This window comes from Brachybacterium rhamnosum, from assembly GCF_039526185.1.
Classification (GTDB): domain Bacteria; phylum Actinomycetota; class Actinomycetes; order Actinomycetales; family Dermabacteraceae; genus Brachybacterium; species Brachybacterium rhamnosum.
On sequence record NZ_BAAAIS010000005.1, the window covers coordinates 72,304 to 93,163 of the forward strand.

Here is a 20,860-nt window from a genome sequence, read left to right on the forward strand (position 1 = left end):
TCAGAGCAGGAGGTGGGCGAGCGGTGCGGTGATGAGGATCGTCAGCACGACCCGGACGAACCACAGCACCACCAGCTGGCCCACGTTCACGGGGATCCGCGTGGCGAGGATCGAGGGGACCAGGGCGGAGAAGAACACGATCTGGGAGACGGCGGTGACGCCCACGGTGAAGCGCAGCGCCTCCGACTCGTGGCCGGCGACCACGGTCGCCGGCAGGAACATCTCCGCGATGCCCACGGCGAAGGCCTTCCCCGCGAGCGCCGGCTCGGGGAGCTGGACCAGCCAGGCGAAGGGCACGAACAGCCAGCCGATGAGGTCGAACACCGGGGTGTACGTGGCCAGCAGCAGCCCAGCGAGACCGATCGAGAGGATCGAGGGGACGATCGCGGCGGCCATGAGCACGCCGTCCTTGAAGGTCGCCCAGCTTCCCCGGACCACGCCCGGGGCGATCGCGAGCGCCCGCATCGCCTCGTCCCAGGCCTGCGTGAGGCGGTTGCCCCGCGAGACCGGCTCGGCGAGATGCTCCACCCCCTCGAAGGGCTCGTCGGCCACCCGGCTCAGCGGGGGGATCCGCACCGTGATCGCGGTGACCGCGAAGGTCACCGCGAAGGTGAGGAGGAAGTAGAGCGTCCAGTGCTGCATGAGGTCCAGGGTGCTCGCCACGATGACCATGAAGGTCGCCGAGACGGTCGAGAACCCGGTCGCGATGATCGCGGCCTCCCGGCCCGTGTAGCGCCCCTCGCGATAGACCCGGTCGGTGATGAGCAGGGCGAGGGAGTAGGAGCCGACGAAGGAGGCGACGGCGTCGACCGCGGCGCGGCCGGGGACCTTCCACACCGGACGCATGATCGGCTGGACCAGCACGCCGATGAACTCCATCAGGCCGTAGTTGATCAGCAGAGCGAGGAACACGGCGCCGACGGGCACGATCAGCCCCACCGGGATGCCGAGCTTCTCCCACAGGAACGGGCCGATGTCCGGGTTCGAGAGCGGGCCCGGATAGAAGCCCGCGGCCGCGCAGACCGCGACGACGAGGCCCACGATGTTCGCGAGGGCGAAGACGGTGCGCAGCGCGCCGTCCCTCCAGGTGCCGGTGACGAAGGGGCGGACGGTGCCGACGAGCACGAGCGCCACGACCACCCAGGGCACGGCGGGGCCGAGCACCCACCGCACGAACGTCAGGGCGTGGTCGACGAGGATCGTGGACTTCCCGCCGATCTCGACCGAGACGAAGAACATCGCGATGCCGATCGCGCTGTAGAGGAAGAACCGCCAGCGGTGGGGTGGGACGGGACGCTCGGCGCCGTCGGCGCCGATCACGGAACGGGCGCGATCGGCGGCGGAACCCGCGAAGGGCTCGCGGCGGGGGTCCTGGACTGCGTCGGGCGTCGTCATCATGAAGACCTCTTCGGTGCGGGGGGCGGGGAGCGGGGTGTCCCGGGTCAGGCGAGCCGGCTCCCCGCACGGCGCACCTGATGGGTGAGCGGCATGCCGGGGCGGTAGGCGAGGTGGATCGCGGCGGGGGCGTCGAGCACGTGGAGGTCCGCGCGGGCGCCCACACCGAGGTGGCCGACGTCGTCGCGGCGCAGGGCGAGCGCCCCGCCGCGGGTCGCGGCCCGGATCGCCTCGGCGAGGGTGAGGCGCATCTGCAGCACCGCGGTCGCGACGCAGAAGGCCACGGCGCTCGTGTAGCTCGTGCCGGGGTTGCAGTTCGAGGCGATCGCGAGCTGGGCGCCCGCGTCGAGCAGGGCGCGGGCGGGGGCGAGCGGGGCGCGGGTGGAGAGGTCGCACGCGGGCAGCACCGTCGCGACCGTCGGCCCCGCGTCCACGGCGAGGCGGCCCGGGGCGTCCCCGGGGGCGGTGGGGAGGGAGGCGGTCGCGGCGAGCGCGTCCACGTCCCCCGCGTCGAGGTGGTTGAGGTGGTCGACGCTCGCGGCGCGGTGGCGCACGGCGAGCTCCACGCCGCCGCTGCGGCCCAGCTGATGGCCGTGCACGCGAAGTCCGAGGCCCGCGGCGGCGCCCGCCGCGAGCACGCGCGCGGACTGCTCCGGGTCGAAGGCACCCGCCTCGCAGAACACGTCGATCCAGCGCACGTGCGGGGCGACCGCCTGCAGCATGTCCCCCACCACGAGGTCCACGTACTCCTCCGCGCGGCCCGCGTGCTCCTCGGGCACGAGGTGCGCGCCGAGGAAGGTCACCTCGTCGATCTCCCCGGCCCGGGCGAGGGCGTCGAGCAGGCGCGCGGCGCGGCCCTCCTCGGCGACGGTGAGTCCGTAGCCGGTCTTCGTCTCGAGGGTCGTGGTGCCGCCCGCGGCGGCCTCCGCGAGCCGTGAGCGCACGAGCGCGAGGAGCCGCTCGTCGCTCGCGGCGCGCGTCGCGGCGGTCGTGACGGCGATGCCGCCCGCGGCGTAGGACTCCCCGGCCATGCGGGCCTCGAACTCGGCGGCGCGGTCGCCGTCGAAGACGAGGTGGGTGTGGGAGTCGACCCAGCCGGGGAGCACGGCGCGGCCGCCGAGGTCCTCGCGCCGGTCTGCGGCAGGGGCCGTCGCGGCCGGGCCGGTCCAGGCGACGCGGCCCTCCTCGACCACGAGCGCGGCGTCGTGGAGCACCTGGCCGGGGGCCGCGCCCCGCTCCCCCGGCTCCTCGAGGGCCGGGTCGAGGGTCCAGAGCTCGCTGATGCCGGTGAGCAGGGTGCTGGTCATGCGTCCTCCCAGAGGGGGCTGATGGCGTCCTGGAGCAGGCGGGCCACGTCACCCAGGCGGTGACGGCCCGCGGCGACGATGGTCTCCCCGCCGCGGATCACGGTCGTGACGTCGGCCGCGGTGGCGGTGAGCAGGATCTGCGCGGGGTCGGAGCCGGCGGTGCGCACCGTGTCCAGGGAGAGCACCGCGAGATCCGCGGGGGCGCCGACGGCGAGGCGTCCGGCGTCGGGCCGCCCGATGCTGCCGTGGCCCGTCGCGGCCTCGAGCAGCTGTGCGGGCGTGAACCGACCGCGCTCTCCGCTCGCCAGCCGCTCGTGCATCTCGAGGGCGCGGGCCTCCTCGACGAGGTCGATCACGGCGTGCTGATCGCTGCCCAGGCACAGCCGCGCCCCGGCCTCGCGCAGGGCCCGCGCGGGTCCGATGCCGTCGGCGAGGTCCCGCTCGGTGGTGGGGCAGAAGCTCGCCCAGGCCCGGGCCTCCCCCAGCAGGTGCAGGTCCTGCGTGGTGAGGTGGGTGGCGTGGACGGCGGTGAGGTGCTCGTCCAGCAGGCCCGCATCGGCGAGCAGGCGCACGGGGGTGCGTCGGTGGTGGGCGAGGCAGGCCGCGTTCTCCGCGGGCTGCTCGCTCACGTGCACGTGCAGCGGCAGGCGGGGCCCGTCCCCGCCGAGCTCGGGGAGCAGGGTCGTGAGCCGCCCGAGCTGGTCGAGCGGCACGGCGCGCACGGAATGCGCGGCGGCGCCCACGAGCATGTCGCCCTGCGGGTCCTCGCGCTCCTGCAGGGCCCGGACCCGCTGCGCCCAGGCGTCCGCGTCGCGATCGGTGAAGCGGCGCTGCTCGGGGGCCGGGGGCAGGTGCCCGCCCGCGTCGAGGCCGCCCGCGAGGTAGAGCGTGTCCAGCAGGGTGAGCCGCACCCCGGCCTCCGCGGCGGCCTGCTCGAGCGCGCGGCCCATGGCGTTCGGATCCGCATAGGGCGTGCCGCCAGGGGCGTGGTGGACGTAGTGGAACTCGCCGACGGCGGTGACGCCGGCGAGCGCCATCTCGGCGTAGGCGGCCCGGGCCAGCGCGAGGTACGCATCCGGGTCCAGGCGCGCGGCCACGTGGTACATCCGCTCGCGCCAGGTCCAGAAGGTGCCGCCCGCATCATGGGTGCGACCGCGCAGCGCCCGGTGGAAGGCATGGCTGTGGGTGTTCGCGAGGCCCGGCAGGGTCACGCCGGGCAGGATCTCGTCGCCGTCCTGTCGCCGGGCGACCTCGACCCGGTCCAGCCGGCCGGCGGCGTCGATGCCGAGGCGCACCCCGCGGCGGTGCCCCTCGGGCAGCAGCGCGTGCTCGCACCAGAGGGTGCGCCGCACGCCCCTGGCGGCCGTCCCGCTCATGCCGCGAGCTCCTTCACGACGGTGACCAGGGCGTCCACGCCCGCGTGGCAGTCCGCGGCGTCCGCATGCTCCTCGGGGGTGTGGGAGGAGCCCGTGGGGTTGCGGACGAACAGCATGGTGGTGGGCACGCCGGCGTTCGCAAGGATCCCGGCGTCGTGTCCGGCGCCCGTGCCCAGGAGAGGCGTGGTCTCCCCGAGCGCGTCCCTCACCCGCAGCGTGAGCGTCTCGTCGAAGCGGGTCGCGGGGGTCCAGGACTCCTCGCGCAGCGCCTCGGGGAACAGTCCGTGGAGGTCGGCGATCACCCCCTGCACGAGGTCCTCGCGCGGGGAGCGGGCGTCGAGCCAGGCGGTGACGTGGGAGGGGATCGCGTTGATCCCGCCCGGGGTCACCTCGAGCTTGCCGACGGTCGCCACGCAGCGGTGCTCGTGGTCGTCGCGGCGGGCGGCGGCCTCCCGCGCGGCGAGGGCGAAGGCCGCGGCCTCGAGCATCGCGTCCGTCCGGTCGGCGAGGGCCGTGGTGCCGGCGTGATCGGCGCGGCCGGCGAAGTCCGCGCGCCAGCGGCCGTGCGGCCAGATGTCGGTGCCGACGGCGACCGCTGAGGTCGCCGGGTCCATGAGCGCGAGCGCCTTCCCCTGCTCGACGTGCAGCTCGACGAAGGAGCCGACGCGGGCGAGGGTCGCCGGGTCCGGGCCGAGGTCGAGGCCGCGCCCGGTGGCGCGCAGGGCCTCGGCCATGCTCACGCCGTCCGCGTCGCGCAGGCCCAGGGCCCGCTCCGCGGTCATGGCTCCCGTGATGACGCGGGACCCCGCGCAGGCGACGCCGAAGCGCGCGCCCTCCTCGTCGCCGAAGTTCACGACGCCGATCGGGACGGAGGGGCGGAAGCCCTCTTCCTGGAGGGCCTGCACGGCGGCGAGCGCGGAGACCACGCCGAGCGGGCCGTCGTACGCGCCGCCGTCGGGCACGGAGTCGAGGTGGGAGCCGATGACGACGCCGGGCGCGGCGTCGGGGTCGCCCCACCAGGCCCACTGGTTGCCCATGCGGTCCTCGGTGAGGTCGAGGCCCAGAGCACCGCACTCCCCCGCGAACCACTCGCGCAGGGTGTGGTCCTCGCGGGTCCAGGCGAAGCGCCGGTAGCCGCCCGTGGTGCCGTCGCGGCCCACGGGCAGCAGCTCCGCCCAGCGGCGGTCGAACCCACCGGCCACGGCGCTCAGGCCCCGGCCTTCGGGGCCTGTCGGGAGGCGGCGCGGGCGGTCGCCTCGCGCTGCGCGGCGGCGGGGTCCCCCGCGTCGCGCACGTGCGGGGGCAGGGGGACGCGCACGCCCCGCTCGTCCGCGACCTCGGCAGCGCGGGAGTAGCCGGCGTCGACGTGGCGGATCACGCCCATGGCGGGGTCGTTGGTGAGCAGCGCGGTGAGCTTCGCGGCGGCGAGGTCGGTGCCGTCGGCGACGCCCACCTGGCCGGCGTGGATCGAGCGACCGATGCCGACGCCGCCGCCGTGGTGGAGGGACACCCAGGTCGCGCCCGAGCTCGCGGCGGTGAGGGCGTTCAGCAGCGGCCAGTCGGCGATCGCGTCGGAGCCGTCGAGCATGCCCTCGGTCTCCCGGTACGGGGAGGCGACGGAGCCGGAGTCGAGGTGGTCGCGGCCGATGACGATCGGCGCGGAGACCTTGCCCTCCTTCACGAGGCGGTTGAAGAGCTGCCCGGCGAGGTGGCGCTCGCCGTAGCCGAGCCAGCAGATGCGGGCGGGGAGCCCCTCGAACTCGACGTACTCGCCGGCCGCGTCGAGCCAGCGGTGCAGGTGCTCGTTCTGGGGGAAGAGCTCCTTGAGCGCGGCATCGGTGACGGCGATGTCCTGCGGGTCGCCGGAGAGGGCGACCCAGCGGAACGGGCCGAGGCCCTCGCAGAACAGCGGGCGGATGTAGGCGGGGACGAAGCCGGGGAAGGCGAAGGCGCGCTCGCAGCCGGCGGTGCGGGCCTCGTCGCGGATCGAGTTGCCGTAGTCGAAGACCTCGGCGCCCTCGTCCTGGAAGTCGACCATGGCCTGGACCTGGCGGGCCATCGACTCGCGGGACTTCTTGGTGAAGCCCTCGGGGTCCGCGGCGGCCTCGGCCTGCCAGGTGCCCACCTCGCGCTCGAGCGGGAGGTAGGAGAGCGGGTCGTGCGCGGAGGTCTGGTCGGTGACGACGTCGATCCGCAGGTCCCCCGCGCGGTGGCGCTCGAGCAGCGCGGGGAAGACCTCGGCGGCGTTGCCGACGATGCCGATGGAGACGGCGCGCTCCTCGTCGCGGGCGGCGCGGGCGCGGGCGACGGCGTCGTCGAGGTCCTCCGCGATCTCGGTGAGATAGCGCTTGGCGACGCGGCGCTCGAGGCGCGAGCGGTCGACGTCGGCGATGAGGCACACGCCCCCGTTGAGGGTCACGGCGAGGGGTTGCGCGCCGCCCATGCCGCCGCAGCCGCCGGTGAGGGTGATCGTCCCGGCGAGGGTGCCGCCGAAGCGGGCGCGGGCGACGGCCGCGAAGGTCTCGTAGGTGCCCTGGAGGATGCCCTGGGTCGCGATGTAGATCCAGGAGCCGGCGGTCATCTGCCCGTACATGAGCAGGCCCTCCCCCTCGAGGCGGCGGAACTCGGGCCAGGTCGCCCAGTCCGGGACGAGGTGCGAGTTCGCGAGGAGCACGCGCGGCGCCCAGGGGTTGGTGCGCAGCACGCCCACCGGCTTGCCGGACTGCACGAGCAGGGTCTCGTCCTCCTCGAGGTCCTGCAGGGTCTCGACGATCGCGTCGAAGGCCTCCCAGCTGCGGGCGGCGCGGCCGGTGCCGCCGTAGACGACGAGGTCGTCGGGACGCTCGGCGACCTCGGGGTCGAGGTTGTTCATGAGCATCCGCAGCGGGGCCTCGGTCTGCCAGGACTTCGCGGTGAGGGCGGTGCCGCGCGGTGCGCGGACGGGGCGTGCGCCGGGGAGGGACATCGGGGCTCCTGCTGCGGGGTGGGGATCGGGGTGAGATCCAGGACACCATCCGCACCCCGGGCCGTCGAGGGCCCCCGAGCAGCCGTTGTCCGGGATACCGGACAGTTCACACGCCTGTCACAGATGGAGCCTCCTCGAGAGCTCGCGGAGGACCTCCCGGCCCCGCGAGACGGTGATCTGCGCGAGCGCGAGCGCGGCGCACAGCAGCGAGGGAAGCGGCGTCGTCACCCACCCCAGGACCAGGAAGAGCAGCGGGACCAGGCCCACCGCGATCGTGAGCGCCGCGTAGAGGACGTGGTCACCCGGCTCCATGCGCCGCACCCGGACCAGCACGAGCACCGCGATGATCGAGCTGCCGCACACGATCGGCACGGTGTAGGTCAGCGACCAGGCGTGCCAGCCGGTGAGGTAGTCCCAGTACGCGCTCACCAGCCCCACGAGCACCACGAGATAGGCCGTCGCCCGGGCGAGGTTGCGCCGCTCCCGCAGCGCGATGAGGACGAGCAGCCAGGTCGTCGCGAGCCCCAGCCAGGAGGCGCGCAGCCAGCCCCAGCCGGACTCGGTGTGCGGCAGCAGCAGCTGCAGCGCGAAGGACGCGATCACCATCCCCAACGAGACCAGCAGCAGCACCCGCAGCACGCGCCGGCCCGAGTAGCGCAGCGCGACGGCGGGGAACGGCTCCGAGGGACGCGGCGAGCCGGGGCCGGTCCCGTCCGTGAGCGGCTCGAGCTCCGTGCCGCACAGCGGGCAGCGAGCCCAGCTCCCCTCGACCCGGGCCTCGCACCCGCGGCAGCGGCTCACACGCCCACCTCGGCGAGCTCGTGCTCGGTCACGCGCGTCGCCGCGACGGAGACCTCGACGCCGCGTGCGACGAGCAGCCGCACCACCTCCCGCACGTGGTCCGTGCGCACGAACGGCGCGGTGAAGCTCACGGTGAGGACCCCCGCGTGGGAGATCGCGCAGAACTGCGGGCGCACCGCGGAGACCTCGAACATCATCCGCCGCACATGCGCCTCCGCCGGCTCCGGCAGCCGCACCCGGCCCAGATTCGAGACGGCAAGGGTCAGCGTGCGGTTCACCCGCGCGTTGACGACCCGCAGCAGCAGGTCCTTGAGCGGGCGGGGCACCAGTCGCGGGCCCAGCATCTGCTCGAGGCCGATCAGCCGGCGCAGCCGCGCCGCGAGCGCCTCCGCGCTCACCTGCGGGCGGAACCCCTCCTCGAGGGAGCGGGCGAGCTCGTCGAGGTCCACCTCGACCTCGGGATCCGCCTCGTGGGGCGCATAGGTGTGCTCGAGGCGCACGGTCGCGAAGAAGTTGCGCGGGGAGCGCGAGGGGAAGAACTGCCGCAGGTTCACGGGCACAGAGACCGCGAGGGTGCGGGCCGCGCCGAGCCCGCCGGAGGAGCGGCGCACCCCTTCGAGCAGCAGCGCCGTGAGGTACGAGGAGAGGGACACCCCCGCCGCACGCGACAGGACGAGCACCTGGTCCGCGGGCATCGACAGCTCGACGGTGCGGGGGCGGAGGTCCGGGGTGAGCTCCCCGTGCACGCGGTGCACGCGCGGGCGGTGGTGGCCGCCGGCGCCCCCGGCGTCGCGACCGGCGCGACCGCCCCGACGGGTCGCCCCGGTGGAGACGAGGGAGGCGAGCTCCTCGGCGGAGCGCAGGGCCGCGGGGGCGGCGTCGCGGGCGAAGCGGGCGGGATCGGGGGCCCGGTCGCGGATCCGGCGGCGCCGGAAGTGGTGGCGGAAGGCGTCGCCCGTGATGCCCCGGTGCTCCGAGGCGTCCGCCTCGATCGCCTCCTCGGTCTCCCGCTCGGCGTCCGTGCCCGCTCCCTCGCCCCGCAGCCGCAGGTAGGCGGCCAGCAGGTCGCCGAGGAACCACAGCGCTCCGGTGCCGTCGACGAGCGCGTGGAAGACCTCGAGGCCCACCCGATCCCCGTGGTGGACCACGCGGAACAGCAGGCCGGGGTGGCCCGGCTCGTAGAGCGGGGCGCAGGGCGGCAGGACGTCGGCCACGACCTGCGGATGCTTGTCGCTGCCCTGCAGGTAGTACCAGAACAGCCCACGACGCAGCACCGCCCGGAACAGCGGGTAGCGGTCCACGGTGAGCTCGAGCGCCCGCTGGAGCAGCGCCGGATCCACCTCGTGGTCGAGCTCCGCACCGAGACGGAACACCTTGGGATCGCGGGCGCTGCGCGCCGCGAGGAAGATGTTCGAGGCGTTGTCCAGCCGTGCCCAGGCGCGGGTGCTCACCCGGGCGGCCCGTCGTCGAGGAAGGCCGTCATGACGCCGAGCGCCTCACGGGGCGCTCGCGCCCGGCGGGGCAGCGTGATGAAGCCGTGCAGGGCGCCCGCGACCTCGTGCAGGAGCACCCGGTTCCCGGCCGCCTCAAGCGCGGCGGCGTAGGCGGCGCCCTCGTCCGCGAGCAGGTCGAGCTGCGCGGTGATCACGAGCGTGTCCGGCTGCCCCGTGAGATCGGCGCCGTGCAGCGGCGCCACCTCCGGGTCATGCCGGCGCTCGGGATCGGGGACGTAGAGCTCCAGGTAGTCACGCACCTCGGCGGAGGTCAGCCGCAGCCCTTCCCCGTAGCTGCGCACGGACTCGAAGGGGCTCGTCGCCGGGTCGTGGTCCTCCTGCGTGACCGGGTAGAGCAGGATCTGCCGCCGCGGCACCGCGTGGCCCTCGCGGGCGAGCCGCTGGGAGACGACGGCGGCGAGGTTCCCGCCGGCCGAGTCGCCCATGAGCACGAGCGAGCGGGCGTCCTCGAGGCCCACTCGCCAGGGCTCCGCGAGGAACATCCTCGCGACCCGGTAGCAGTCCTCGAGGCCGGCCGGGAAGGGGTGCTCGGGCGCGAGCCGGTAGTCGACGGAGGCCACGGGGCATCCCAGCGCGTCCGCGATCGCGGCGCAGGCGGGTGTGTAGCTCTCGACGTCGCCCGTGACCCAGCCCCCGCCGTGGAGGAAGAGGACCACCTCCTCGCGGCTCCGCTCGCGCGGGAGGAACATCCGGATCGGCACGGGATGGGTGCCCTCGCCGTAGCGGGCGGTGACGTCGATCGGCTGGTACCGCAGTGAGGGGAGCCCTGCGATCGCGCGCTGCAGGCGGCGCACCTTCGCGTAGTCCTCGCGCATGTTCACGCGGGGCGCGGAGACCAGGCGGAGCAGCCACGACCGCAGCTCCCCCACCGGAGGGCGCTCGGAGCGGGCCCGGGGGCGGGAGCTGTCGGACGGGTCCATGGGCGCAGGATAGGCGGCGTGCGGCTCAGCCCGCGACGCCGCGCAGCCGCCGGGTGATCTCCGCCGCGGCGCCGCGCACGGCCGCCTCGCAGCGCGCCGCGAGGTCACCGCCCTCCTGCGGGGCGGGATAGGTGAGGGCGACGGAGGCCGCGGGATAACCGGCGTGGTCACGGACCACCGCCGCGACGGAGGCGAGCTCCGCCGTCACCTCCCCGTGCTCGTGGGCGACGCCCTCGGCGCGCACCCGGGCGAGCAGCTCCCGCAGCTCCCGCGGCGAGGTGGGCCCGGGCACATCGGTGCGGGCGGAGAAGTCCGCCTCGCGGCCGTAGAGCGCGCGCAGCTGCGCCGCGGGGAGCAGCGCGAGGATCGCCCGGCCGCTCGCCGTGAGGTGCGCGGCGAGCCGCACGTCGATGTCGGTCACGAGGCTCGGGCGCCGTGGTGCGCGCTCCTCGACGACGTAGAGGACGTCGGCCCCGCGCAGCACGGCCAGGTGCCCGGACTCCCCCACCTCGTCGACCATCGTCTCCACGACCCGCCGGCCGATCCTCGCGAGCGGCACCTGACGCAGGTGGCCGCCGGCCAGCTCGTGCGCCGCCGGCCCGAGCCCGTACAGGCGCTCCTCCCCCAGGTGCACGACGTACCCGTGCTCGGTGAGGGCCGCGAGCAGGTCGTAGGTCCGCGATCGCGGGAGATCGAGGTCCTGCGCGATCCGCGCCGCGGCGACCGGGCCCTGCTGGGTCGCGAGATGCGTGAGGATGCGCAGGGTGGCATCGGCCGCGGGCACTTTGGAATGGGGCATCGAGGCCAGGATGCCATCCCGGGGCACGACCGGCGCCGCCCAGGCGGGCGAGGCCGCTCCCCCGACCGTGCCCACGACATAGGCTGGTAGCATCCGTCCCGACCGCACCAGGAGCGTCGTGCCCACCACTCCCGCCCCGTCCGACCGCCGCGCCGTCTTCCTCGACTACGACGGGACCCTCGCGGAGCAGGGCGTCGTGCCCGCCGCCCATGTCGAGGCCGTGCGCGCGGTGCGCGAGAACGGCCACGCGGTGCTGCTCAGCACCGGCCGCTGCGCCTCGATCGTCGCCCCCGAGGTGCTCGACCTGCTCGACGGCGCCATCTGCTCCGCGGGCGCCCACGTGCGCGTGGGAGACACCCTGCTGCGGGACGAGCGCTTCCCGGAGGACCTGGGCCGCCGCGCCGTCGAGGTCCTCACCGCGCACGAGGTCCCCTTCGTGCTCGAGGCCCCCGACGCCCTGCTCTGCACCCCGGCGATGGCCGACTGGATCCGCGACCGCGCCGAGGCGCTCCCGCCCGCCGCAGCCGGCACCGTGGGCGGCGGCACCCTCGACCTGGCGCGCGCCGTGCGGCTCCCCGAGGATCTGGCGAGCTGCTCCTTCGCGAAGATCTCGCTGTGGCGCTCCCCTGTGGCCGTCGAGCAGCTCGCTGCGGAGATCGGTGAGGAGATCGCCGCGCTGCCAAGCTCGATGAGCCGGGTGGACGGCAGCGCCGGGGAGCTGTTCCTGCGCCACCTCGACAAGGCGGGCGGCGTGCAGCTGGCGGCGGAGCACCTCGGGCTCGGCATGGACGCCACGGTCGGCGCCGGCGACGGGCTGAACGATCTCGGCATGCTGCGTGCCACGGGCACCTCGATCGCGATCGAGGGCGCCCCGGCGTCGGTGCTCGAGGCGGCGGATCTTGTGGTCCCCGGCCCGGAGGAGGCAGGCCTCGCCCTGGCCTTCGAGCGCCTCGGCCTGCTCTGAGGCCCTCCCCGCGACGGAGCCGCGAACGAGCGCCCGGCGCCCGGCGGCCTCAGCGCACCGGTCGCCGGCGCAGGCCCAGGAGCACGAGGCCCGCGACGGCGACGAGCGCCCCGGCCCCCATGAGCACGACCGCCTGCGCCGGCAGCTGATCGGCGAAGCGACCCTCGAAGACCTGCACGAGCGGGCCCAGGAACGCGGCCTGGTCCACGGCATCGGGCACCACCTGCTCGATCCTCGAGGCGAGCATGCAGTCGAGCGCCCCCGCGGCCGCCGCGGCGATCCCGGCGAGCAGCAGCAGCGCTCGGCGGTGGCCGCCTATCAGCAGGGCGAGCAGCGCCATGCCCAGGGCGATCGGCCCCAGACGCTGCGCCCACGGGTCCATCACCGTCGCATGGTGGAGGAACGGGACGTCCGGCACCGTGAAGAGCGTGACGGAGGCGCTGTCGGGGCGCGGCAGGGTGATCGGCAGGTGCGTCTCCACCCCGTCGAGGATCGCGTCGATCCCGGGGGCGAGGTCCACGTCGACCGGGGCGCCGCCGGGCGTGAACAGCGCACCGTGCAGCTGGACCATCGTCTCGTCCCACATGGCGGCGTAGGCGTCGGTCCCCGCGAGCTTCGAGGCCTGGTCCTGGGCGAGCGGGGTCAGCGACTCCTGGATCCAGGAGGGCACGGCGTCGTCGGCGAGCAGCTGCTCGACGACGCTGTCCGTGAGCGTGGTCCGGAAGGCGGGGTCGTCCGCGAGCGGCTGCGTCACCGCGAGGAAGCCCTCCTGGTCGACGACGTTCTGCTCGAACCACACGGCGGGCAGCCAGGCCGCCCCGAGCACGAGGGCGCCCAGGAGCAGCAGGACGGAGAGCAGGTCGCGGAGGGCGGTCACGGGCCCCACGGTACCGGCGGCGCCTGAGGGTCCCGGACGCACCGCGGCCCCGCATCCGAGGAGGGATGCGGGGCCGCGGCGGGCGGGCCGAGGATCAGCCGATGCGGATGTAGGTCCAGCTGCCGGAGTAGATGTTGCGCTCGGAGGTGTCCACGCGCTTGTTGCCGGCGTCCACGAACTTGCCGTTGCCGGCGTAGATGCCGATGTGGCCGGGCTTGTAGACGAGGTCGCCGGGGCGGGCCTCGGAGGCGGAGACCTTCGTGCCCATGGCGGCCTGCGCGCCCGCGCTGTGGGGCAGCGAGACGCCGTGCTGGGCGTAGACCCAGGCGGTGAAGCCCGAGCAGTCCCAGCCGGAGGTCGTCGAGCCGCCGTACACGTAGGGGACGCCGATGCCGTTGCGGGCGGTCGCGAGGATCGAGGAGCCCTTGCCGGCGGACGGCGCCGGGGCGGAGCTCTCCGACTCCTCCGAGGAGGACGAGTCGTCCGAGGAATCGCTGTCCGAGGACGAGGAGGACTTCTTCTTCGAGGAGGACTTCTTCTTCGAGGAGGACTTCTTCTCGCTCGAGGAGGACGAGGAGGAGCTCGAGGAGTCCTCGTCGTCGTCATCGGTCGAGGTGCGCTCGGTGCTGCGCGAGGAGGAGCTCTTTGAGCGGGTCTCCTGCGAGGAGGAGGTGTCCTCCGAGGAGTCGTCGGCGGCCTCGGAGGAGGTGCTCTCCGTGCTGGTGTCCTCGTCGGTGGCCTCGTCCGAGGTCGTGTCGTCCTCGGTCGTGGTCTCCTCGACGACGGGCTCGGGCTCGGGCGGCAGCTCGATGGAGATCGTGCCGGCGGCGGGGGCGAGCGCCGGGGCGGCCTCGGCCTCATCGTCACCGGAGCCCTGCACCGCGGGGATGCCGACGGCTGGGGCCGTCACCGGGGCGAGGACGGGCGCGGCGGCGGCCTCGGCCTGCGGAGCGGAGTCGGACTGCGGATCGGCGAGGGCGGCGGAGGCCCCGCCGAGCATGAGGCCCGCGGCGACGGCGGCACCGGCGGCGGCGCGCCCGGCGCGGACGGCAGGGGTCACCGTGCGCATGGCGCGACGGTGAGTGTTGTTCGCAGTCTTCGACACGTGAGCTCCCGACCCCCGGGGCTCTCACCCTGCGCACGGATCTCCTCGCTGTCCTGCCCGGTGCGCAGTGGGGGACCCGGGGGACGAACCGGGCGATCCTCGCCGCGGCACGCGTCCGACCCTAGGGGGACCCACCCGCCCCTGCGCGCCCGCTGGGCGCTTCTGGGGAAGAGCTTGGAGAAGCCTTTACCCGTGTGAGATCACGGTCACACGCAGCTGACCTGCGACGGCGAGCGGGACGCCGATCTCGCCGCCGGCCGGCCCGCGCAGCACGAAGCTGTCGGCGACCCGGTCGACGTCCGCGACCGCACCGGGGACGATGCCGTGGTCTGCGAGTTCGCCGAGCTGGCCGGGATCGGACTGCAGCACCTCACCGATCCGCTCGATGCGCACCTCCGCGCGGGCGCCGTCGGCGACGACGTCACCGAGGTCCGCGATCGCCTTGACACGCTCTTGACCCTCCGGGGTGACCTGCTCCTCGCCACCCGCGAGGGTGACGCCGAGCTCGCGCAGCCCCGGGATCGGGTTGCCGTAGGGGTCAACGTAGGGCGGGGTGATGCGCTCGGCGATGCGACGCTCCACCTCACGGCTCATGACGTGCTCCCAGCGGCACGCCTCCTCGTGGACGAGCGCGTAGTCGAGCCCGATCACGTCGAGCAGGTGCCGCTCGGCGAGCCGGTGGCGGCGCATGACGTCCGTCGCGAGCTCCCGGCCCGCATCCGTCAGCTGGATCCGACGGTTCTCGTCGAGGTGCAGCAGGCCGTCGCGCTCCATGCGCGCGACCGTCTGCGAGACGGTGGGTCCCGAATGACCCAGTCGCTCGGCGATGCGGGCGCGCATCGGCGCGGTCCCCGTCTCGTGGAGCTCGAACACCGTCTTCAGGTACATCTCGGTGGTGTCGATGAGATCGCCGCTCACTCGGTCCCCTCCTTGGTCGGCCGGCAGATCACCCCAGCCTAGTCGTCCGGGCAGACGCCCCGCCCCGCCCCGACGCGGGCGCGCCCCGGAGCCGTGGGGCTCCGGGGCGCGCTCACCGGCGGCGCCGGTGCGGTGCGGCGTCGCTCAGGCGAGACCCTTGACGATCTCGCGCATGAGTTCGGCGGTCTCGGTGGGGGTCTTGCCCACCTTCACGCCGGCGGCCTCGAGGGCCTCCTTCTTCGCCTGCGCGGTGCCGGCGGAGCCGGAGACGATCGCGCCGGCGTGGCCCATGGTCTTGCCCTCGGGGGCGGTGAAGCCCGCGACGTAGCCGACCACCGGCTTGGACATGTTGTCCTTGATGTACGCGGCGGCGCGCTCCTCGGCGTCGCCGCCAATCTCGCCGATCATCACGACGCCCACGGTGTCAGGATCGTTCTCGAAGGCCTCGAGCGCATCGATGTGCGTGGTCCCGATGACCGGGTCCCCGCCGATGCCGATCGCGGTCGTGAAGCCGATGTCCGCGAGCTCGTACATCATCTGGTAGGTCAGCGTGCCGGACTTGGAGACCAGGCCCAGCTTGCCGGCGCCCGTGATGTTCGCGGGGGTGATGCCGGCGTTGGACTTCCCGGGGCTGATGAGGCCCGGGCAGTTCGGGCCGATGATGCGGGTGGTGCCCTTGCCCTGCGCGTAGTTGAAGAACTCCGCGGAGTCCTTCACCGGGATGCCCTCGGTGATGACCACGAGCAGCGGGATCGCCGCGTCGATGGCCTCGAGCGCCGCGTCCTTGGCGAACTTCGGCGGCACGAAGACGACCGAGACGTTCGCGCCGGTGGCCTCCATGGCCTCGGCGACGGAGCCGAAGACCGGCACCTCGTATCCGCCCTCGAAGGCGACGGACTGGCCGGCCTTGCGCGGGTTCACGCCGCCCACGATCCGGGTGCCCGAATCGAGCATGCGCTGGGAGTGCTTCATGCCCTCCGAGCCCGTCATGCCCTGGACGATGACCTTGCTGTTCTCATCGAGGAAGATCGACATGGCGGTCCCTCACTTTCCGGCGGCGAGCTCGGCGACCTCGGCCGCGCCGCCGTCCATGGTGTCGGCCTGGGTGACGAGGGGGTGGGCGAAGTCCGCGAGGATCTTCCGCCCCTCCTCCACGTTGTTGCCGTCGAGGCGCACCACGAGCGGCTTGGTGGCGGCGTCGCCGAGCTTCTGCAGCGCGCCCACGATGCCGTTGGCGACCGCGTCGCAGGCGGTGATGCCGCCGAAGACGTTGACGAACACGGCGGAGACCTGCTCGTCGCCGAGGATGACGTCGAGGCCGTTGGCCATGACCTCCGCGGAGGCGCCGCCGCCGATGTCGAGGAAGTTCGCGGGCTTCACGCCGTGCGCCTCACCGGCATAGGCGACCACGTCGAGGGTCGACATGACCAGGCCGGCGCCGTTGCCGATGATGCCGACCTCGCCGTCGAGCTTCACGTAGTTGAGGTCGAGGGCCTTGGCCTTCGCCTCGAGCGGGTCCTCGGACTTGGTGTCCACGAGGGCGGTGTGGTCCTCGTGGCGGAACTCGGCGTTCTCATCGAGGGTGACCTTGCCGTCGAGCGCGACGATGTCGCCGGCGCCAGTCTTCACGAGCGGGTTCACCTCGACGAGGGTCGCGTCCTCCTCGCGGTAGACGTCCCAGAGCTTCTGCAGCACGGGGGCGACCTTCGCGCCGGTCTCGGCGTCGAACCTCGCGGCCTCGACGATCTCCTTCGCCTTGGCCTCGTCGATGCCCACGTTCGGGTCCACGGCGACGCGGGCGAGGGCCTCGGGCCGCTCGACGGCGAGCTGCTCGATCTCCATGCCGCCCTCGACGGAGCACATGGCGAGGTAGTTGCGGTTCGCGCGGTCCAGCAGCAGCGAGAAGTAGTACTCCTCGGCGATGTCGGCACCGGCGGCGACCATGACGCGGTGCACGGTGTGGCCCTTGATGTCCATGCCGAGGATCTCGGAGGCCTTCTGCTCCGCCTCCTCGGGGGACTTCGCGACCTTCACGCCGCCCGCCTTGCCACGACCGCCGGTCTTGACCTGGGCCTTGACGACGACGACGGGGGTGCCGAGCTGCTCTGCGGCTGCTCGGGCGGCGGCGGGATCTTCCGCGACGACTCCTCCGAGCACGGGAACCCCGTGCTTCTCGAAGATGTCGCGGGCCTGGTATTCGAACAGGTCCACGGGGTGAGTTTCCTTCCCAGTCGGCAGCGGGCGACCGGCCGCCTTCGGCCTCGGGGCCGCCCCTGTGATCGGTGCCAGCGTAGCCGCTCCACCAGGGGTTCCCGGACGCCTCCGCGGCAGCGTGCCCGCCGTCACAGCGGCCGCGGGGCCCGTGACGCAGGTCCCAGGGTCCACGACTACGATGGCGCGATGAGCCGCTCCTCCCGCAGCCTCACCCAGCGCATCCGCGAGCACCTCGGTTTCAGCGTGGTCGCGATCCTCGTGCTGTTCATCCTGCTGCGCCTGCTCGGTGTCCGCTCCACGGTCTCCGGCTTCTTCTTCAGCGTGCTCATCACCCTCGCGCTGAACGTCGGCCTGTCCTACTGGTCGGAGCACCGCGCCCGCACCGCGCGGCGGAACCCGCCGGCGCAGGGCGGCGGGGACATCCGCTGGCGCGAGGACGACCGCCGCTGAGCCGCGGCGAGGACGGAGCACGAGGAGACGCGATGGCCGACTGGAAGACCTATGTGAAGGCCGCGCAGAACACGGCCAAGAAGCAGGCGCCCGGGGCGAAGCGCGCTGTGCAGGACTCCGCGGAGAGGGCCCGGCGCAGCGCGAACGCGTATGCCACCGTCGCCGGCCGCACCGCGCAGCGCGCGGGCGACCGGGCGAAGTCGGAGGGCCTGGGCGGGAAGATCGCCCGCGCCTTCCGCGACGCGCTGCTGATCGGCGGCTCGCTGCTCGCGATCTGGGGCGTGCTCTACGCGGCGGGGCTGCCCATCCCGTTCACGGCCGTGATCGTCGCGGTGCTGATCATCGTGCTCATCGCCTTCGCGAGCAGCCTCTACGCGAACGTCCGCCGGCAGCGGGAGCGCGCCGCGGATCCCCGCGACCGGTGACGGTCCCCTCCCCCGGCGCCCGCGGCGCGCTGCACCACCTCGAGCTGTGGACCGGCGACCTCGCCGCGGCCGCACCGGGGCTCAGAGCTTCGTGAGCGGGGCGTAGCGCAGCAGCAGCCGCTTGGTGCCGTGCGGCGCCTTGAACTGCACCTCGACCTGGGTCTTCTCCCCCTGGCCGGCGACCTCGGAGACCGTGCCCATGCCGAAGGAGTCATGGGTGACCCGGTCCCCCACTGCGAGCTGCGGGAGCGACGCGGTCGGGGTGGGCGTGCGGCCCGAGCCGAAGCTGCTCGTGCGCCTGACGTCGCTGCGGCCGCCGCCGATCCCGCCGGAGAAGGAGGGCCCGCGACCACCGGATCCGCCCGAGCTCCCGTACCCGCCGGAGCCGCCCCGGCCGCCGTAGCCCACGCCGCTCAGCGAGGAGCCGGCGCGCGCGACGTCGAGCACCTCGTCGGGGACCTCGTCGAGGAAGCGGCTGGCGGGCATGAACTGCGGGGCGCCCCAGGTCGCGCGCATCTGGGCGCGCGTGAGGTAGAGCTTCTCGCGGGCACGGGTGATGCCCACGTACGCGAGCCGCCGCTCCTCCTCGAGCTCCGTGGGATCAGAGAGGGTGCGCTGGTGCGGGAAGGTGCCGTCCTCCATGCCGGTGAGGAACACGACCGGGAACTCGAGACCCTTCGCGGTGTGGAGGGTCATGAGGGTGACGAACTGGTCCTCACCCCCGGGGACCTGGTCCGCATCCGCCACGAGGGCGACCTTCTCGAGGAAGGCGTCCAGCAGCGTCGCGTCGGGATCCTCGACGCTCGGCAGGCGCGTGCCCGCCGCGCCGTCTCCCGCGCCCTCGGCGGCCGACGCCGCGTCGGCCCCTCCGGCGGTGGCCCCGCCGGCCGTGGCCGCCCCGACCCCGTCGAGCTCCTCGTCCTCCGCCTCGCTCGCGGCGGCGGCCATGGCCTCCTGCTGCGCTTCGAACTCGGCGGCGACGCTGATGAGCTCCGCGAGGTTCTCGAGACGCGACTCGTCCTGCGGGTCGTCGCTGCCCTGGAGCTCCGCGTAGTAGCCGGACTTCGTGAGGATCGCCTCGAGCAGCTCCGCGGGCGTCACGCCCTGCTCGCTCAGCTCCCGCAGCTCGTCGAGCATGACGACGAACAGGCGCACGGCGTTCAGGGAGCGCGTGGCGATGCCCGGCGACTCCTCGGCGCGGCGCAGCGCCTCGCCGAACCCGATCCGCTCCCGCTCGGCGAGCATGGCGACCGCGGCCTCCGCCCGGTCCCCGATGCCGCGCTTGGGCACGTTGAGGATGCGGCGCAGGTTGACCTCGTCCTCGGGGTTCGCGAGGACCTGCAGGTAGGCGAGGGCGTCCTTGATCTCCCGGCGCTCGTAGAAGCGCGTCCCGCCCACGACCTTGTACGGCAGGCCCACGCGGATCAGCTGGTCCTCGAGCGCGCGCGACTGGGCGTTGGCGCGGTAGAAGATCGCGACGTCGCCCGCGCGGCGCCCGGCGTCGACGAGGGCGTCGATCTGCCGGCCGATGTAGCGCGCCTCGGAGGCCTCGTCGTCAGCGACGTAGAGGGTGATCTTCTCCCCGGAGCCGTGGTCGGTCCACAGGTTCTTGCGGCGCCGCCCCTCGTTGCCCGCGATGAGCGTGTTCGCCGCGGAGAGGATGTTCTGCGTCGAGCGGTAGTTCTGCTCCAGCACGATCGTGCGCGCGGAGGGGAAGTCCTGCTCGAACTCGACGATGTTGCGGATCGTCGCACCGCGGAACGCGTAGATGGACTGGTCGGAGTCGCCGACGACGGTGAGGTCCGCCCGCGGGTCCTCCCCCACGAGCTCCTGGACGAGCGCGTACTGGGCGGGGTTCGTGTCCTGGTACTCGTCCACCATGAGGTGGCGGAAGCGGCGCCGGTAGCCCTCGCGGATCGCCGGGTTCTCCCGCAGCATCTGCACCGTGAGGCCGATCAGGTCGTCGAAGTCCACCGCGTTCGCCTGGCGGAGGCGCTCGGTGTAGTTCGTGTAGATGCGCGCGAGGGTCTTCTCGAAGGGGTTCTTCGCGGTCTCCGCCTGGTCCGCGAAGTCGATCGGGTCCACGAGCTCGTTCTTGAGCGCGGAGATCCGCGCCGCGATCGCGCGCGGCGCGTTCTTCTTCGTGTCCAGCTCGAGGTCCTTGGAGATCGTGGTGATCAGCCGCAGGGAGTCCGCGCTGTCGTAGATCGTGAAGGAGCTCTTCAGGCCCGCCGCCTGCGCGTCGCGGCGCAGGATCCGCACGCAGGCGCTGTGGAAGGTGGAGACCCACATACCGGCCGACGCGGGGCCCACGAGCTCCGCGACGCGTTCGCGCATCTCCGCGGCGGCCTTGTTCGTGAAGGTGATCGCCAGGATCTCGCCGGGCAGCGCCTCGCCGGAGCGGAGCAGGTGGGCGATGCGCCGGGTGAGGACCCGGGTCTTGCCGGAGCCGGCGCCGGCGACGATCAGCAGCGGCCCGCCGCGGTGCTCGACGGCCTCGCGCTGGGGCCCGTTGAGGTCCTCGACGAGCACGGCGAGGGCGGCGGGGTCGACCTGGCGGCGCGGCGCGGGCACGCGGGCGACGGCCTGCTGCAGCGCGGGCGGGGCCGGGGTCCACGGGGCGTCCCCCGCGAAGGGATCCTCCTCCTCGGGGCCGTCCTCCTCCGGCGGGGCGTCCTCGACGGGCGCCTCCTCCGGCGGGACGTCCGCCTCGGGATCGTCCCGGCGCGCGGGGGCGGCCGGATCCGCACGCACCCCTTCGAGGGTGCGGAAGGAGTCGGGGAGGGAGAGGTCGTCGAAGAGTGAGCTCATGGCCCACCCAGGATAGGCG

The 20,860-nt window shown here is 73.9% G+C and carries 18 protein-coding genes; 3 read left to right on the forward strand and 15 right to left on the reverse strand.

From position 1 onward, the window contains the following. The 9 genes from ABD080_RS15615 to ABD080_RS15655 all read right to left on the reverse strand — a co-directional run bounded on the left by ABD080_RS15615 (nt 1) and on the right by ABD080_RS15655 (nt 11,077). A complete protein-coding gene (locus ABD080_RS15615) occupies nt 1–1,398 on the reverse strand; it encodes a YjiH family protein (RefSeq protein WP_343906272.1) in 1,398 nt (465 codons plus the stop codon). 44 nt (nt 1,399–1,442) lie between these two features. Beyond that, nucleotides 1,443–2,702, reverse strand: coding sequence for an amidohydrolase family protein (locus ABD080_RS15620; RefSeq protein ID WP_343906274.1), 1,260 nt, complete (start codon nt 2,700–2,702; stop codon nt 1,443–1,445). Continuing rightward, nucleotides 2,699–4,078, reverse strand: a complete 1,380-nt coding sequence (locus tag ABD080_RS15625; protein WP_343906276.1) for a formimidoylglutamate deiminase — start codon at nt 4,076–4,078, stop codon at nt 2,699–2,701. The genes ABD080_RS15620 and ABD080_RS15625 overlap by 4 nt, the downstream gene beginning before the upstream one ends. Beyond that, nucleotides 4,075–5,280, reverse strand: coding sequence for an allantoate amidohydrolase (locus ABD080_RS15630; RefSeq protein WP_137771391.1), 1,206 nt, complete (start codon nt 5,278–5,280; stop codon nt 4,075–4,077). The genes ABD080_RS15625 and ABD080_RS15630 overlap by 4 nt, the downstream gene beginning before the upstream one ends. Before the next feature lie 5 nt (nt 5,281–5,285). Beyond that, nucleotides 5,286–7,043 (reverse strand): urocanate hydratase, encoded by a 1,758-nt coding sequence (locus ABD080_RS15635; protein WP_343906279.1) that lies wholly within the window; start codon nt 7,041–7,043, stop codon nt 5,286–5,288. 117 nt (nt 7,044–7,160) lie between these two features. Further along, nucleotides 7,161–7,844, reverse strand: coding sequence for a DUF6320 domain-containing protein (locus ABD080_RS15640; protein ID WP_343906281.1), 684 nt, complete (start codon nt 7,842–7,844; stop codon nt 7,161–7,163). Further along, a complete protein-coding gene (locus tag ABD080_RS15645) occupies nt 7,841–9,295 on the reverse strand; it encodes a condensation domain-containing protein (protein ID WP_343906283.1) in 1,455 nt (484 codons plus the stop codon). Before ABD080_RS15645 ends, ABD080_RS15640 begins: the two co-directional genes overlap by 4 nt. Continuing rightward, entirely contained in the window at nt 9,292–10,278 is a 987-nt protein-coding gene (locus ABD080_RS15650; RefSeq protein ID WP_343906285.1) for an alpha/beta hydrolase, read from the reverse strand. The genes ABD080_RS15645 and ABD080_RS15650 overlap by 4 nt, the downstream gene beginning before the upstream one ends. A gap of 25 nt (nt 10,279–10,303) precedes the next feature. Further along, a complete protein-coding gene (locus ABD080_RS15655) occupies nt 10,304–11,077 on the reverse strand; it encodes an IclR family transcriptional regulator (protein ID WP_343906287.1) in 774 nt (257 codons plus the stop codon). A gap of 118 nt (nt 11,078–11,195) precedes the next feature. Between ABD080_RS15655 and ABD080_RS15660 the strand changes: the two genes are divergently transcribed. Further along, nucleotides 11,196–12,041, forward strand: a complete 846-nt coding sequence (locus tag ABD080_RS15660) for an HAD hydrolase family protein (RefSeq protein ID WP_343906289.1) — start codon at nt 11,196–11,198, stop codon at nt 12,039–12,041. 49 nt (nt 12,042–12,090) lie between these two features. On the opposite strand, the gene ABD080_RS15665 is transcribed toward ABD080_RS15660, so the two are convergent. The 5 genes from ABD080_RS15665 to sucC form a co-directional block, all read right to left on the reverse strand. After that, entirely contained in the window at nt 12,091–12,918 is an 828-nt protein-coding gene (locus ABD080_RS15665; RefSeq protein ID WP_343906291.1) for a hypothetical protein, read from the reverse strand. Between the two features lie 94 nt (nt 12,919–13,012). Beyond that, nucleotides 13,013–13,987, reverse strand: coding sequence for a C40 family peptidase (locus ABD080_RS15670; RefSeq protein WP_343906293.1), 975 nt, complete (start codon nt 13,985–13,987; stop codon nt 13,013–13,015). Nucleotides 13,988–14,209: 222 nt separating this feature from the next. After that, a complete protein-coding gene (locus ABD080_RS15675) occupies nt 14,210–14,941 on the reverse strand; it encodes a metal-dependent transcriptional regulator (protein WP_343906295.1) in 732 nt (243 codons plus the stop codon). 144 nt (nt 14,942–15,085) lie between these two features. After that, a complete protein-coding gene (gene sucD, locus ABD080_RS15680; RefSeq protein ID WP_343906297.1) occupies nt 15,086–15,976 on the reverse strand; it encodes a succinate--CoA ligase subunit alpha in 891 nt (296 codons plus the stop codon). 9 nt (nt 15,977–15,985) lie between these two features. Further along, nucleotides 15,986–17,152 carry an ADP-forming succinate--CoA ligase subunit beta gene (gene sucC, locus ABD080_RS15685; protein ID WP_343906299.1) on the reverse strand — a complete coding sequence of 389 codons (1,167 nt, stop codon included), beginning with the start codon at nt 17,150–17,152 and terminating at the stop codon, nt 15,986–15,988. A 189-nt stretch (nt 17,153–17,341) separates the two neighbouring features. On the opposite strand from sucC, the gene ABD080_RS15690 reads away from it, so the two are divergent. Both ABD080_RS15690 and ABD080_RS15695 read left to right on the forward strand, forming a co-directional pair. Next, complete coding sequence (locus tag ABD080_RS15690) at nt 17,342–17,605, forward strand: hypothetical protein (protein WP_137771403.1); 264 nt, start codon at nt 17,342–17,344, stop codon at nt 17,603–17,605. A gap of 32 nt (nt 17,606–17,637) precedes the next feature. Beyond that, a complete protein-coding gene (locus ABD080_RS15695; protein WP_137771404.1) occupies nt 17,638–18,030 on the forward strand; it encodes a hypothetical protein in 393 nt (130 codons plus the stop codon). 81 nt (nt 18,031–18,111) lie between these two features. Here the strand turns inward: ABD080_RS15695 and ABD080_RS15700 are convergent, their stop codons facing one another. Then, complete coding sequence (locus ABD080_RS15700) at nt 18,112–20,841, reverse strand: UvrD-helicase domain-containing protein (RefSeq protein ID WP_343906302.1); 2,730 nt, start codon at nt 20,839–20,841, stop codon at nt 18,112–18,114. Between the last annotated feature and the right edge of the window lie 19 nt (nt 20,842–20,860).

Excerpts from the sequence above, each read along its gene's own strand:
- ABD080_RS15615 (WP_343906272.1), bottom strand. The coding sequence starts at position 1,398 with ATGATGACGACGCCCGACGCAGTCCAGGACCCCCGCCGCGAGCCCTTC.
- ABD080_RS15620 (WP_343906274.1), bottom strand. The coding sequence starts at position 2,702 with ATGACCAGCACCCTGCTCACCGGCATCAGCGAGCTCTGGACCCTCGAC.
- ABD080_RS15625 (WP_343906276.1), bottom strand. The coding sequence starts at position 4,078 with ATGAGCGGGACGGCCGCCAGGGGCGTGCGGCGCACCCTCTGGTGCGAG.
- ABD080_RS15635 (WP_343906279.1), bottom strand. The coding sequence starts at position 7,043 with ATGTCCCTCCCCGGCGCACGCCCCGTCCGCGCACCGCGCGGCACCGCC.
- ABD080_RS15650 (WP_343906285.1), bottom strand. The coding sequence starts at position 10,278 with ATGGACCCGTCCGACAGCTCCCGCCCCCGGGCCCGCTCCGAGCGCCCT.
- ABD080_RS15655 (WP_343906287.1), bottom strand. The coding sequence starts at position 11,077 with ATGCCCCATTCCAAAGTGCCCGCGGCCGATGCCACCCTGCGCATCCTC.
- ABD080_RS15670 (WP_343906293.1), bottom strand. The coding sequence starts at position 13,987 with ATGCGCACGGTGACCCCTGCCGTCCGCGCCGGGCGCGCCGCCGCCGGT.
- sucD (WP_343906297.1), bottom strand. The coding sequence starts at position 15,976 with ATGTCGATCTTCCTCGATGAGAACAGCAAGGTCATCGTCCAGGGCATG.
- ABD080_RS15690 (WP_137771403.1), top strand. The coding sequence starts at position 17,342 with ATGAGCCGCTCCTCCCGCAGCCTCACCCAGCGCATCCGCGAGCACCTC.
- ABD080_RS15695 (WP_137771404.1), top strand. The coding sequence starts at position 17,638 with ATGGCCGACTGGAAGACCTATGTGAAGGCCGCGCAGAACACGGCCAAG.
- ABD080_RS15700 (WP_343906302.1), bottom strand. The coding sequence starts at position 20,841 with ATGAGCTCACTCTTCGACGACCTCTCCCTCCCCGACTCCTTCCGCACC.